The sequence below is a fragment of the Curtobacterium sp. C2H10 genome (genome assembly GCF_025407985.1).
Taxonomy (GTDB): Bacteria; Actinomycetota; Actinomycetes; order Actinomycetales; family Microbacteriaceae; genus Curtobacterium.
In genome coordinates, this window is record NZ_JABXGF010000075.1 from 1 (window position 1) to 13,572 (window position 13,572).

Here is a 13,572-nt window from a genome sequence, read left to right on the forward strand (position 1 = left end):
GTCCGCCGGTCCCGCCGACGCCACCCGCGCCTCCAGGGCCGCCGCCAGCACCACCGAACCCACCGCCGCCGCGGGCCCCGCCACCGAACCCGCCGCCCGCGACGGTCGGTCCGGCCGAGGGCAGCGCCCCGGTGTGGGCGGTCGTCACCGTGTCGATCGAGTACGCCGCCGGCCCGAGCAGCGCTGTGACGACCGCACCGACGACCGCGACGCTGCTGATCGGACGGGACCACCTCGCGAGCCGGCCGCCGTGCACCGGCACCAGCACCGCCCCCGCCGTCACCACCCCGACCACGAGCACCACCCACCGGATCCACGGCTGCCACCCCGACGCCGCCGTCAGCAGGTGCCACTGCCACACCACCGTGACGACCACCGCGAACGCCGCCGTCCCACGCCACCACCACGACGCGCGGCGCTCCCACAGCACCCCGGCGCCGATGCCCACGAGCCCGGCGATGTACGGCGCGAGCGCGACCGTGTAGTACGGGTGGAAGATCCCGCCCATGAAGCTGAACACCAGCCCGGTCACGAGCAGCGACCCACCCAGCGCGATGACCGTGGCGAGGCGGGAGCGAGCAGAGGGCGTCCGCTGCCGGAACCCGATCGCGACGAGCGCCGCCACGAGCAGGACCAGTGCGGTGGGCAGCAGCCAGGTGATCTGGCCGGCGAACTCCGACCCGAACAGCCGCAGCAGCCCGGTGGCGCCCCAGGAGCCGGCTCCGGCAGTGCCGCCGCCCCCGGTCACGCTGCCGGTCTCGTCGCCGGTGACCCGCCCGAGGCCGTTGTAGCCGAAGGTGAGCTCGAGGAACGAGTTCGTCTGCGACCCGCCGATGTACGGGCGGGACGACGACGGCACGAGTTCCACCACGGCGACCCACCACCCGCCGGCGACGACCACGGCGAGGGCTGCCCACAGCAGGTGCACGATGCGCTTCACGAACGGCAGCGACGAGCAGGACAGGTACACGCCGACGAGCACGGGCAGGATGAGGAACCCCTGCAGCTGCTTCGTCAGGAAGGCGATCCCGACGGCCACGCCGGCCAGGACGACCCACCGCAGACGCCCGCTCTCGACACCGCGCAGGACGAGCCAGAGCGACAGCACCATGAGCAGGGTGAGCAGTGCGTCCGGGTTGTTGAAGCGGAACATCAGGGTCGCGACCGGGGTCGTCGCGAGTGCGGCACCTGCGACGAGCGCGGCCCCGGCGGAGAACCGTCGCCGGACGATGACGTACAGCAGTGCCACGGTCCCGACGCCCATCAGGGCCTCCGGCACGAGGATCGCCCACGAGTTGAGACCGAAGAGGCGCACGGACAGCTCCATCACCCAGAGGAACGCCGGCGGCTTGTCGACCGTGATCGAGTTGCCCGCGTCCGAGGAGCCGTAGAAGAACGCCTCCCAGCTCTGGCTCCCCGCCTGCACGGCCGCCGAGTAGAACGCGTTCGCGTACCCGTTCACCCCGAGGTTCACCAGGTACAGGACGCCCGTCACGAGCAGCAGGCCGAAGAAGGCAGGACGTTCCCACCGTGCTCGCTGGACGGCGGGTGTGCGGGAGCTGATGCGCATGGTCCCAGCGTCACCGGGCCGGCTTTCGGCATCCGTTGGCAGCGCTGTGGAAGCGCCGGGAGGCGCGGCGTGCGTCCGCCGGGTCGGGTTCCGGAACGGTTCGGCGCGCGTCTGCCTGGTGTTCGCCTCCGCGACACCGCGGCTTCGTAGCGTCCCGAGCATGCGCCCCACCGGTTCCGTCGTCGCGGTCGTCCCGGCCCGTGCGGGGTCGAAGGGCATCCCGGGCAAGAACCTCCGCCCCGTCGCCGGGCGCTCCCTGGTCCGTCGCGCGGTGGAGTCCGCCCGAGCAGCGACGACGATCGACACCGTCGTGGTCTCGACGGACGGCGACGCCATCGCGGCCGAGGCCCTGTCCGCCGGCGTCCGGGTCGTCCGGCGTCCGGCAGCGCTCGCCGGGGACGAGGCCTCGTCGGAGTCCGCGCTGCTGCACGTCCTCGACACGCTCGCGGCCGCGGGCGAGGAGCCCGACGTCGTCGTGTTCCTGCAGGCGACCTCGCCGTTCATCGACCCGGCCGACCTCGACGCCGCCGTCACCCGGGTCCGCGACGGCCACGCCGACTCGGTGTTCGCCGCGGCGCCCTCGCACGCGTTCCTCTGGCGCATCGGCGACGACGGCACCGCCCGCGCCGTGAACCACGACCAGGCCGTCCGCCCCCGGCGGCAGGACCGCGAGCCGGAGTTCCGCGAGACGGGCGCGTTCTACGCCTTCCGGGCCGCCGCCTTCCGCGAGCACCGCCACCGGTTCCACGGCCGCGTCGAACTCGTCGTCGTCGACGGTGCCGGAGCGATCGACGTCGACGACCCGGCCGACCTCGCGCTGGCGTCCGTCCTCGCACCACGGCTCGACCGTCCCGCGCACCGGTCCGACGAACACGCACCAGACCACCGTCCGGCCACCGAGCCGCACGTCCCCGCACCGAACGGAGCACCATGACCGTCACCATCGGCACGTCCACGATCGGCGCGGGCCACCCCGCGTACCTCATCGGCGAGATCGGCCTGAACCACAACGGCGACGTCGACATCGCCAAGCGACTCATCGACGTCGCGGCCGACGCCGGGCTGCAGGCCGTGAAGTTCCAGAAGCGCACGCCGGAGATCTCCACGCCCGAGCACATGAAGCAGACGCCGCGCAGCACGCCGTGGGGCGAGATGACCTACCTCGAGTACCGGTACCGCGTCGAGTTCGACCGCGACCAGTACATCGAGATCGGCGACCACGCGACGCTCCGCGGACTCGACTGGTTCGCCTCGCCGTGGGACGAGCCGTCGGTCGCCTTCCTCGAGGACCTCAACGTCGTGGCGTACAAGATCGCCTCGGCGTCGGTGACGGACCTCGGACTCCTGGCCGAGGTCGCCACGACCGGCAAGCCCGTGATCCTCTCGACGGGGATGTCGACGCTCGAGCAGATCGACCGTGCCGTGGAGGCCCTCGGCACCGAGCGACTCGTGCTCATGCACGCCACGTCGACGTACCCGCTCCCCGCCGAGGAGGCGAACCTGCGGATGATCGACACCCTCGCGAACCGCTACGCAGGCGTCCCGGTCGGGTACTCCGGCCACGAGCCCGGGCTGCAGATCTCCATCGCCGCCGTGGCACTCGGCGCGACGGCCGTCGAGCGCCACATCACGCTCGACCGCACGATGTGGGGCTCCGACCACGCCGCGTCGCTCGAGCCGCACGGACTGCAGACGCTCGCGCGCGACGTCCGGATCATCGAGACCGCGCTCGGCGACGGCGTGAAGCGGGTCATGCCCGGCGAGCGGGCACCGCTCGCGAAGCTGCGCCGCGTCGGAGCGTGACGGGCGGCGACCTGGACGCGGCCGGCGGCGGGGGCGAGCCGAGGGACGGACGGGAGGCGCGCCTCCCGTCCGATGCCCTGCCACGCGTCCGACGCGTGGTCGGTCTGGTCGACACCGACTCGTTCGCGAAGTGGGGCGCCCACCTGCTCGCCACGGCACCCGCGCACTGGGACCTCGAACTGCTCACGGTGGCGACGCCGCGATCCGCGAGCCGCGCGCAGCTGCGGTCCGCGTTCCGGGGGCTCGACGACCGGCTCGCGCACCTGGCCGCGGCGCCGCCGGAGGCGCTCGAGGTCGACGCCATCGTCGAACGACTCCGGCAGGACCCACCGGACGCAGTGCTGGTGTCCCTGATCGGACCGGTGGCGGAGCTCGTCATCGAGGAGGTCCACCGTCGTCTGCCACGGCGACCCGTCCTCGTGACGGGGCTGCCCGGGATCTCCTACCCGGCGAAGTGGAAGGGCGTGTTCTTCCGGGCGCGCGCCGACCTGTTCGTGCTGCACAGCCACCGCGAGGTCCGCGCCTACGAGGAGCTCGCGACCGAGGGCGGCGTCGAACCGCACTTCGCGCTCGCGACGCTGCCGTTCGCGCGGCCGTCCGGAGCCGCTGCGAGCCGTGACGGCGCTGCGATCGTCCGCGACTCCGTCGTCTTCGCCGCACAGCCGAGCGTCCCCGCGGAACGTGCCGAGCGGGAGCGTGTCGTCGGGTGGCTCGCCGAGACCGCCCGTCGCCACCCGGAGTGGCGCGTGGTGATCAAGGTCCGTGCCGCCGCCGGGGAGCACCAGACGCACCGCGAACAGGACCCGTACCCGGACCTCGTGCCGACGGACGCGCCGGCGAACCTCGTGGTCGAGAGCGGGCCGATGTCCGCGCACCTCGACCGGGCGGTCGCCCTCGTCACGATCAGCTCGACGGCCGTGCTCGAAGCGGCGGCCCGGGGCATCCCCGCGCTCACCCTGACCGACTTCGGCATCGGGCGGCACCTCATCAACGAGGTGTTCGTGGGCAGCGGGCTCGAGGGCGACGCCGTCGACCTGGTGGACGGCCGGTTCGGGACGGTTCGGGACGAGTGGATGCACGACAACCACTTCCACCCGGAGTCCGAGGACGACTGGGCCGACCGGACCGAACGGCTCATGGCGTCGCGCGACGCCGGCGTCCTGCGCGACCGACCGGCCGCACGCCGGAGTCGTGGTGGCGTGCTCCGTCGGGCCTGGGAGCGGAAGAACGCACTCGGGCCGGACGACCGGAGTGTCCTCGGGGCCGTCGCGCTGGTGATCGGGGCGCCGGTGCGGGCGCTGAAGCGGGTCGTCCGGCAGGTGCGGCGGGTGGTGCGGCCGGCGGAGGTGCCGGTGCTGCTCGCGCCGACGAGCCAGCGTGTCAGTGGGTCCGGGTCGGGCAGGGCCGCGTCCGGAGGGGCCGCGTCCGGTGGAGCCGCGTCCGGAGGAGCCGCGTCCGGTGGTGGCCCGTCAGATCGCCTTGGCGATCGCGAGGAGCAGTTGGTCCCGGGTCGGGACGCCGGGTGACCGGAAGACCTCGGCACCGTCGTCCCGCCGCACGATGATCGTGGGGGTCGACCGGATGCCGAGGTCCTCCGCCTGGTCGGGGTGGTTCGCCACGTCGCGCTCGGTCACGTGCAGCCCGGGGACGAGCTCGGACGCCTCGGCCGACACCCGGCGGGCGGCGGCGCACGGGGCGCAGAACGAGGACGTCCAGAGGTCGAGCTGCATGTGGTCCTGCAACGCGGGCGCGGCCGGATCTACTCCCGGTGCGTGTGGTGCGGCGCTGTTGCTTACTCGCGGTCGAACTCGCCGCTGCGGTCCCCGCGGTCCGCGAGGTCGTCCACCGGGTCGGACTCCCCCGGCACGTACTCGAACTCGGCCGAGGTCTGGTCGAGCACCTGGCGGGACTTCGTCATTCGGTAGGTGAACGCGGTCTGGAGTCCCTCGACGTCGGCGAACACCGTGACCTCGTCGTCCAGCGCGTCGCTCGTGGCCGTGCGGGTGTCGGTCGTGCCGTCGAAGGGTCCGCCGTGGAAGATCACGGTGTACTCGTCGCCTTCGTGGATGGTGATGTCGCTCATGCATCCCTTCTACCAGGGACCGCCTGTTGACACATTCATAGCCTCGCTATATAGTTTTGCTATGGAATCACCGCGTGAACAGACGATCGAGACGCTCCTCGTCTCGGTCAACCGCCTGATCCGCACCGCAGCGCAGGCAACGGGGAACACCACGTCCTCCGCCGTCTGGCGCACGCTCGGCATCCTCGAGACCGACCAGCCGCTCCGCCTCGGCGAGCTCGCTGCCGCCTCCCGCGTCGCGCAGCCCACGATGACCCGACTCGTCGCGGGCATGCTCGCCGACGGGCTCGTGTCCCGCAGCGTCGACCCCGACGACTCCCGCGGGCAGCTCATCGAGCTCACCGACGCCGGCCGTGAACGCCTGGCGTCCTGGCGGGTCACCCTCACCCGGACGGTCGGCCCGCTCTTCGCCGACCTGTCCGACGACGAGTGGGACACCCTGCACGACGCCGTCGAGGTCATCGCCGCCCGAACCTCCACCGCCACCAGAACGGAGACCCACGCGTGAACGCCCACGCACCCGCCGCACAGTCCGGCAGCATCCTCAAGCAGTCATCGGCGGTCTGGGCGATCGCCTTCGCCTGCGTCGTCGCCTTCATGGGCATCGGCCTCGTCGACCCGATCCTCCCCGCGATCGCCTCGTCCCTCAAGGCCACGGCGGCGCAGACCGAGCTCCTCTTCACGAGCTACCTCGCCGTCACCGGTGTCGCGATGTTCTTCACCAGCTGGGTGTCCAGCCGCATCGGCGCGAAGAACACCCTGCTCATCGGCCTCGCGCTCATCGTGCTGTTCTCGGTGCTCGCGGCGACGTCGAACAGCGTGTGGACGATCATCGACTTCCGCGCGGGCTGGGGTCTCGGCAACGCGCTCTTCATCTCCACCGCACTCGCGACGATCGTCGGGGCAGCCTCCGGTGGCACCGCGTCCGCGATCATCCTGTACGAGGCGGCGCTCGGCCTCGGCATCGCCGTCGGCCCGCTCGTCGGCGGCCTGCTCGGCTCCGTCAGCTGGCGCGGCCCGTTCTTCGGCGTCACGACGCTCATGGCCATCGCGTTCATCGCCATCGTCACGCTCCTCAAGACGAAGAACCTCGAGAAGCCCACGCCGACCAAGCTCTCCGCACCGTTCCGCGCGCTCGGTCGCCCGGCACTCGCCGCCCTCGCCGTCACCGCGCTCTTCTACAACATCGGCTTCTTCGTCCTGCTCGCCTACACGCCCTTCCCGCTCGGCTTCGGCGCCCTCGGCATCGGCTTCACCTTCTTCGGCTGGGGCGTCGGCCTCGCGATCACCTCGGTCTGGGTCGCCCCGATGCTCACCGCACGGCTCCGCCGCACCACCGTGCTGAAGATCGCGCTCCCGCTGCTCGCGCTCGACCTGTTCGCCGCCGCCGTGGTCGTGCAGTCGCAGGTGGGCCTGATCATCTGCGTCATCATCGGCGGCCTCGTGCTCGGTGTCCTCAACACCGTCCTCACCGAATGCGTCATGGAGGCCACCGACCTCCCCCGCTCCGTCGCCTCGAGCGCGTACTCCGCGGTGCGCTTCATCGGCGGTGCGATCGCCCCGCCCGTGGCCACCCTGCTCGCCGACCAGTTCGCCCCGTCGGCCGCGTACGTGTTCGCCGGGCTGTCCGTCGCCGTCGCGTTCGTCGTCGTGGTGTGCACCACGCGCGTGCTGCGCCGGGTCGACGACGGCGCCGAGCCCGAGCCCGTCGAGGCCGAGGCCATCGCCGCCGGCGAGATGGCGTAGCCCCCGCGGCTGCGGGCGGAGCCCGCGGCCGCGGTTGGCCGCGCTTCGCGCTCCGCGAGCGGGCGAAGTACGTCCCGCTCACCCGCCGCCCCCAGCACCTTCCGCCCGCTCGCGCGCTCACCCGCGCGAGCGGGCGTTCTCCGTCCCGGTCGCACCCCGCACCCCGCGCATTCCGCCCGCTCGCGGGTCCCGGGTGACCGCCTGGAGGCGCGGGTCGGCCCCCGAGACCGGCACCGCGCCTCCAGGCACTCGCGCCCACCCCGCGAGCAGGCGAAATCGGGCTCGCTCGCGCCCCACAGCCGTCACGTACCGCCCGCTCGCCGCGTCGCACCCGCGAGCGGGCGAAATCGGGCTCGCTCGCGCCCCACAGCCGTCACGTACCGCCCGCTCGCCGCGTCGCACCCGCGAGAGCGGGCGAATGCTGCGCGGCCCACGCCCCGCACCCCGCGCATTCCGCCCGCGCGCGCAGATGGCACGGGCGCCGCCTGGAGGCGCGGGTCGGCCCCCGAGACCGGCGCCGCCCGTCCGGACGCTTGCCCGCGCCCCGCGCCACGAACGGGCGAAAAACGTCCCGACCGCGGCTCGTAGCCCGCACATACCGCCCACTCGCGCTCCCCCCGCACCACGGGCTGGCGGAAAACGTCCCAGCCGCGCCCCTCAGCGCGCGCATACCGCCCGCTCGCGGGCCGGGCGGGCCGTGCGGGCCGTGCGGGGCCGCGGGCGCGAGCGAACGGGCGCGGGCGCGCGGGCGGAAAGCGACCCCGCCCCGCCGCGGAATAGGATCGACACCATGGCAACTGCGAACGACCGCCTCGTCTGGATCGACTGCGAGATGACGGGCCTCGACCTCGAGGTCGACGAACTCGTCGAGGTGGCCGTGGTCGTCACCGACTTCGACCTCGTCCCCGTGCACCCCGGCTTCGACATCGTGATCAAGCCCGACCAGTCGGCGCTCGACAACATGAACGAGTTCGTCACGAACATGCACACCACCTCGGGGCTGCTCGAGGAGATCCCGAACGGTGTGAGCCTCGCGGACGCCGAGTACCAGGTGCTCGAGTACATCCTCGAGCACGTGCCCGCCGAGGGATCCGCTCCCCTCGCGGGCAACACCATCGGCACCGACCGATCGTTCCTGTCGAAGTACATGCCCCGCGTCGACGGGCACCTGCACTACCGCAGCGTCGACGTGTCGAGCATCAAGGAGCTCTGCCGCCGCTGGTTCCCGCGCGTGTACTTCAACGCGCCGGAGAAGCACGGTGGGCACCGTGCCCTCGCGGACATCCTCGAGTCCATCCGCGAGCTCGAGTACTACCGCCGGGCGGGCTTCGTGGCCGAACCCGGCCCCACCTCGGACGACGTCAAGGCCGTCGCGAGCGAGGTCGTCGCCAAGTGGGAGCCGCGGCTCGCGCAGTAGGACACACCGCCTGCGGCGCGTCCAGGAGGCGCGGCTCACCCCTCGTGTTCTGACCCGCCCCCGGCATGTACTACTATTGAGTGGTCGCGCCGGTCGCCCGGTGTACACATGGTGGATATAGCTCAGTTGGTAGAGCGCCTGGTTGTGGTCTAGGAGGTCGCGGGTTCGAGACCCGTTATTCACCCCAGTGCTGATGCAGATCAGCGGAAGGCCCCGGTCCCTCGGACCGGGGCCTTCGTCGTTCGATCAGGTTGTCCTGCAACGATCGGCGACGTGATGGAGATGTCCGCCGACGCGTTCGAACAGCTCGTGACCGACGAACTCGACCTGCTGCCGGACGAGATGGTCGACGGCCTCGACAACGTGGTGTTCGTCGTCGAGGACGAACCGGAGAACGGCGAAGAGCTCTTCGGCGTGTACGACGGCATCGCGGCGACCGAGCGTGGGCAGTACGGCTTCGGCGAGCTCCCGGACCGCATCGTGGTGTTCCGGAAGCAGCACCTCGCCGAGTGCGACACGCTCGAGGAGCTCAAGGACGAGGTCCACACCACGCTCGTGCACGAGATCGGGCACTTCTACGGGATCGACGACGAGCGCCTCCACGAGCTCGGCTGGGCGTAGCCGGGGCCTCGGCACCCGCGCGGGTGCCGAGGCCCCGGCGCCCGCGCCAGCGCCTCAGAACCGCGTCGGCCCCACCTCGTGGTACTTCTCCCACCCGTCCACCGGCCCCCGCCCGTGCAGCGCGTACTCCCCCACGAGCCGCTCCTTGTAGACCGCCGGGTTGTGCGACGCCACGACCCGAGCGTTCCGCCAGTGCCGGTCCAACGCCCGCGTGCGATCGGCCGCCGAGGCCCCACCGACCTCGAACAGCTCCGACGCCGCCCGGAGCACCCGCGGCCCGACCTCGATCTGCGCCTGGTAGACCGCGTTCTCGGCGGCGTCCAGCAGGTCACGGTCGACGCCGGCCCCGGGCTCGTTCGTGCCCACCACCCCGTCGAGCAGCCCCGCCGCGGCGACGACGAGCGACCGGGCCGTGAACGCCCCGGCCGACAGCCGACCGAGCACTGCCAGCACCTGCGGGTCGTCCCCGGGCCGCGCGGCGTTCGCATGGATGTACGTCCGGGTCCGCGGTCGCACGAACGCGACGGCGTCGTCGGACACCGCCTGCCCGATCCCGGCGAGGACCGCCAGCAGGTACACCTGGTAGAAGGCCTGGATGTGCGACAGCGGGGCGTCCTTGTACGCCGAGACCACCGAGGGGTCGACCGACACCCCGTCGAACACCGTGGTGCCGGACGCGGTCAACCGCTGGCCGAACCCGTCCCAGTCGTCGACGCTCGTCACGCCCGGCGCGTCGACCGGCACGGCGAACGTGACGCGGTCACCCGAGCGGTCCGCCGCGAGGTAGATCCAGTCCGAGTAGAGCGTCCCGGTCGAGTAGAACTTCCGGCCGTCGAGACGGACGGAACCGTCCTCGGCGACGCGCACCGTGGTGGAGATGTCGGCGAGCGTCGTCCCGGTCCGCTCCGACGTCGCGTTCCCGATGATCGCGCCGTCGACGATCCGCTGCAGCCACTCGTCCCGCCCGGCCGACGACGGCCGGAGGAGCACGAGTTCGGTGTACCCGAAGTGCCCGCGCCACAGGTGCGCGATGTTCGAGTCGGCAGCGGCGAGGTCGGCGACGAGGTGCACGAGTTCGACGAGCGTCACGCCGAACCCACCACGGTCCTCCGGCACGCGGAGCCGTCCGAACCCCGCGTCGGCGAGCGCACGGACCTCGTCGTGCGGCAGCGGCCGGTCCCCCGGCGTCCCGGACGCCAGCTCGCGGTCGACGGCCCCCTCGCGGATGCGGTCGAACAGCGGCTGGAACCGAGCGCGCAGCTCCGCCAGGCGGCTGGTCCCGGTGCCGGCCTGGAGGGACGGCTCGCCCCCGGTGGTCGTCGTCGCGTCGGTCATGCGGTCACCTCCACGGCGTCGCGCGCGGCGTCCGCGCCGGTTCCGGCAGCTCCGCCCGTGAACGCTCCCCGCCACCGCCGCGCCGGGTGGCTGTCGGGCAGCTGCGGGTGGCCGAAGAGCTTCTCGCGCAACGTCCCCTCGCGGTACTCGGACTGCATCAGTCCGCGCTCCTGCAGGGTCGGGGCGATGTGGTCCACGAACTCCTCGTAGGAGCCGGGCAGCGTCCAGTTGATGACATTGACCCCGTCGACGCCGGCGCGCTGCCAGTCGGCGAGCTCGTCGGCGATCTGCTCAGGCGTCCCGACCACGCGGGCACGGAGCTTCGCGGACAGTCGGGCGAGGTCGGCGATCGTCGGCTCCCGGTCGCCGGCGGCCTCCCGGAGCCACTGCAGGTGCGACTGGCCGGCGTGCGTGCGGACCTCGGAGAGCGGCGTCTCGGGGTCGAGGGGGTCGCCGGTGTCGGGGTCGAACCCGAGGTTCGAGTGCACGAGGAAGCCGTCGGCCGCGAGGTACTCGTCGATCTCCGCTTCCTTCGCCTTCGCCTCGGCCTCGGTGGCCCCGGTGACGAACGTCAGCCCGAGGAAGAAGGCGATGTCGTCCCGCTGCCGCCCCGCTGCCGAAGCGAGGTCACGGGTCTCGCGGATGAGCTGCTCGGTGGCGTCGCGGTTCGACGTCAGGATGAACTGAGCCTCGGCGTTCCGCGCGGCGAAGGCACGGCCGGCCGGCGAGGACCCCGCCTGGAAGAGCACGGGCGTCCGCTGCAGCGACGGTGCTGACAGGTGCGGGCCCTGCACGTCGTAGCGCTTCCCGTGGTGGTCGATGCGGTGCACCTTGTCGGGGTCGGCGTAGCCGCGCACCGGGTCCTTGAGCACGGCGCCGTCATCCCACGACCCCTCCCAGAGCTTCGCGCAGACCTCGAGGTACTCCTCGGCCCAGACGTAGCGTTCGTCGTGCTCCTCGAGCCGGTCGGCGCCGAAGTTCCGCGCGGCGCTGTCGAGGGCGCTCGTGACGACGTTCCAGCCGATCCTGCCCCGGGTGATGTGGTCGAGGGTGGAGACCTTGCGGGCGAAGTCGAACGGGTGGGACTGGATGACGCTCGACGTGAACGCGAGCCCGAGGTGCTCCGTCGACACGGCGAGCGCCGAGAGCAGGACGGACGGGTCGTTCGAGGGGATCTGCAGCCCCTCGCGCAGGTTGGTCGAGTAGTCGCCGCGTCCGGGGCCGTACGTCCCGACGACGTCCGCGAAGAACATCGCGTCGAACTTCCCGCGCTCGAGGGTCTTCGCGAGGCCGGTCCACAGCGTCACGTCGTCGAAGTCGGCCTGGCGGGCGTCCGGGTGCCGCCAGAGGCCGTGCTGGATGTGCGACGTCGTGTTCATGACGAAGGCCGCGAAGCGCAGCGGGCGGTTCGGTGCATCGCTCATGCGGTCCATGTTCCCCGCCGTGGTGTCGCGGGAGGGCGTGACGTGACCTCGCGTTACGCGGGGTGTTCCCCGAGGTGCGCGACGCGACCATGCTCCTGAGGGTGCCGAACTCGACCACCGCAGCCGCGCCTCCAGTCCGTTCCACCGCACCGTCGACCACCGCGACCCGCCGTCGCGTCGCCCTGGCGTCCTTCGTCGGGACGACCGTGGAGTACTACGACTTCTACCTGTACGCGACCGCGTCCGCGCTCGTGTTCGCGCCCACGTTCTTCCCCTCCGTGACCCCCGCGGTCGGCGTCATCGCGTCGTTCGCGACCTACGGTGTCGGGTTCGTCGCCCGTCCGCTCGGTGGGATCATCGCCGGCCACCTCGGCGACCGGATCGGGCGGAAGAAGCTGCTCGTCGCGTCGCTCGTGCTGATGGGGATCGCGTCGACGCTGATCGGGGTCATCCCCTCCGCCGCGACCATCGGCGTCGGTGCCGTCGTCGCGCTCGTGGTCCTGCGGCTGCTGCAGGGTGTCGCGGCCGGGGCCGAGTGGGGCGGCTCGGCGCTGCTGTCCGTCGAGCACGCACCCGAGCGGCACCGGGGACTGTTCGGGGCGTTCACGCAGATGGGATCCGCGGGCGGCATGCTCCTCGCGACCGGTGTCTTCACGCTCGTACGGGGGCTGCTCGGCACCGAGGCGTTCCTGGCGTGGGGCTGGCGGCTGCCGTTCCTGTTCTCGGCGGTGATCGTGGCCGTCGGGCTCGTCATCCGGCTCGGCGTGCAGGACGCGCCGGTCTTCCAGGAGCTGCGCGCCTCCGGGAACGTCGAGCGGTTCCCGGTGTGGCAGGCGATCCGGCGGCACCCGCGGGCGATCCTCGTCACCGCGGGGCTGCGGCTCGTGCAGCCGGCGCTGTACTCGATCCTCACGACCTACTCGCTGACGTACCTCGGGTCGGTGCGGGGCCCGTCCGGCGCTTCGGCCGGGCTCCAGGCCGTGCTCGTCATCTCCGCGGTGTCGCTCGTGTCGACGCCGTTCTGGGGCTGGCTGTCCGACCGGGTCGGCCGACGGGTGCTGACGATCTGGTCGGCGGTGGGGATCGCGGTGCTCATCTGGCCGTTCTTCGCGTTCCTCGACGCGGGGCCGCTCGTGCTGCTGCCGCTCGTGGCGCTGATCGGGATGTGCGTGTTCCACGACAGCATCTACGGGCCCCAGGCGGCGTGGTTCGCGGAGCAGTTCCCGACCGGTCGGCGCTACTCGGGGATGTCGCTCGGGTACCAGATCGGGTCGATCTTCTCGGTGGGGCTCACGCCGTTGCTCGCGGCCGTGTTCGTCGAGCTCGGTGGGGGCTCGCCGTGGATCCTGTGCGGGTACCTCGGGGTGTACGCGGTGCTCTCGATCGTCGCGGCGGTGTTCGCGGTGGACCCGGTGGCGGCGGCCCGGCGGGGTGCGCGGGGTGCGGTTTCGGGCTGAAGTTTCGGGCTGAGCGACACATCACGGGCGCGATCGGGCGTGAAGTGTCGCCCAGCGCGTGAACTCGGCCTCCGCCCGCCGCGCCGGGCCGCGCGCCCGCGCCGCGCCGCACGCCC

Annotated in this window: 13 protein-coding genes and 1 tRNA gene; 9 read left to right on the forward strand and 5 right to left on the reverse strand. The window is 72.3% G+C overall.

Annotated features, from left to right (window positions below; genetic code table 11):
* The coding region (locus HWD93_RS17400; RefSeq protein WP_261647500.1) for a glycosyltransferase family 39 protein at positions 1 to 1,570 on the reverse strand (1,570 nt) is incomplete at its 3' end.
* Between the two features lie 160 nt (positions 1,571 to 1,730).
* Between HWD93_RS17400 and HWD93_RS17405 the strand changes: the two genes are divergently transcribed.
* The 3 genes from HWD93_RS17405 to HWD93_RS17415 all read left to right on the forward strand — a co-directional run bounded on the left by HWD93_RS17405 (position 1,731) and on the right by HWD93_RS17415 (position 4,899).
* Positions 1,731 to 2,504 (forward strand): cytidylyltransferase domain-containing protein, encoded by a 774-nt coding sequence (locus HWD93_RS17405; RefSeq protein WP_261647501.1) that lies wholly within the window; start codon positions 1,731 to 1,733, stop codon positions 2,502 to 2,504.
* Complete coding sequence (locus HWD93_RS17410; protein ID WP_261647502.1) at positions 2,501 to 3,373, forward strand: N-acetylneuraminate synthase family protein; 873 nt, start codon at positions 2,501 to 2,503, stop codon at positions 3,371 to 3,373. Before HWD93_RS17405 ends, HWD93_RS17410 begins: the two co-directional genes overlap by 4 nt.
* 95 nt (positions 3,374 to 3,468) lie before the next feature.
* A complete protein-coding gene (locus tag HWD93_RS17415; protein ID WP_261647503.1) occupies positions 3,469 to 4,899 on the forward strand; it encodes a DUF6716 putative glycosyltransferase in 1,431 nt (476 codons plus the stop codon).
* On the opposite strand, the gene HWD93_RS17420 is transcribed toward HWD93_RS17415, so the two are convergent.
* Positions 4,843 to 5,103, reverse strand: coding sequence for a thioredoxin family protein (locus tag HWD93_RS17420; protein WP_022907438.1), 261 nt, complete (start codon positions 5,101 to 5,103; stop codon positions 4,843 to 4,845). The two genes, HWD93_RS17415 and HWD93_RS17420, sit on opposite strands and share 57 nt — an antisense overlap.
* 62 nt (positions 5,104 to 5,165) lie before the next feature.
* Positions 5,166 to 5,456 carry a hypothetical protein gene (locus HWD93_RS17425; protein WP_261647504.1) on the reverse strand — a complete coding sequence of 97 codons (291 nt, stop codon included), beginning with the start codon at positions 5,454 to 5,456 and terminating at the stop codon, positions 5,166 to 5,168.
* A gap of 61 nt (positions 5,457 to 5,517) precedes the next feature.
* Here HWD93_RS17425 and HWD93_RS17430 point away from each other — a divergent pair, with 61 nt between their 5' ends.
* The 5 genes from HWD93_RS17430 to HWD93_RS17450 all read left to right on the forward strand — a co-directional run bounded on the left by HWD93_RS17430 (position 5,518) and on the right by HWD93_RS17450 (position 9,240).
* Positions 5,518 to 5,964, forward strand: a complete 447-nt coding sequence (locus tag HWD93_RS17430; RefSeq protein WP_070416616.1) for a MarR family winged helix-turn-helix transcriptional regulator — start codon at positions 5,518 to 5,520, stop codon at positions 5,962 to 5,964.
* Positions 5,961 to 7,202 carry an MFS transporter gene (locus HWD93_RS17435; protein ID WP_070416617.1) on the forward strand — a complete coding sequence of 414 codons (1,242 nt, stop codon included), beginning with the start codon at positions 5,961 to 5,963 and terminating at the stop codon, positions 7,200 to 7,202. Before HWD93_RS17430 ends, HWD93_RS17435 begins: the two co-directional genes overlap by 4 nt.
* A 790-nt stretch (positions 7,203 to 7,992) precedes the next feature.
* On the forward strand, positions 7,993 to 8,619 hold the full coding sequence (gene orn, locus HWD93_RS17440; protein ID WP_092384091.1) for an oligoribonuclease: 627 nt from the start codon (positions 7,993 to 7,995) through the stop codon (positions 8,617 to 8,619).
* Between the two features lie 111 nt (positions 8,620 to 8,730).
* Positions 8,731 to 8,806 (forward strand) — tRNA-His (locus HWD93_RS17445).
* A gap of 89 nt (positions 8,807 to 8,895) precedes the next feature.
* Positions 8,896 to 9,240: a metallopeptidase family protein gene (locus HWD93_RS17450; protein WP_070416619.1), complete on the forward strand. Its 345-nt coding sequence runs from the start codon at positions 8,896 to 8,898 to the stop codon at positions 9,238 to 9,240.
* Positions 9,241 to 9,294: 54 nt separating this feature from the next.
* Here HWD93_RS17450 and HWD93_RS17455 read toward each other — a convergent pair whose 3' ends face one another.
* Both HWD93_RS17455 and HWD93_RS17460 read right to left on the reverse strand, forming a co-directional pair.
* The gene (locus HWD93_RS17455; RefSeq protein ID WP_071295922.1) at positions 9,295 to 10,575 is read right to left on the reverse strand and encodes an acyl-CoA dehydrogenase family protein; all 1,281 of its coding nucleotides are present in this window, start codon (positions 10,573 to 10,575) and stop codon (positions 9,295 to 9,297) included.
* A complete protein-coding gene (locus HWD93_RS17460) occupies positions 10,572 to 11,999 on the reverse strand; it encodes an LLM class flavin-dependent oxidoreductase (protein ID WP_261647505.1) in 1,428 nt (475 codons plus the stop codon). Before HWD93_RS17460 ends, HWD93_RS17455 begins: the two co-directional genes overlap by 4 nt.
* 101 nt (positions 12,000 to 12,100) lie before the next feature.
* On the opposite strand from HWD93_RS17460, the gene HWD93_RS17465 reads away from it, so the two are divergent.
* A complete protein-coding gene (locus tag HWD93_RS17465) occupies positions 12,101 to 13,456 on the forward strand; it encodes an MFS transporter (RefSeq protein ID WP_261647506.1) in 1,356 nt (451 codons plus the stop codon).
* Positions 13,457 to 13,572: the final 116 nt, after the last annotated feature.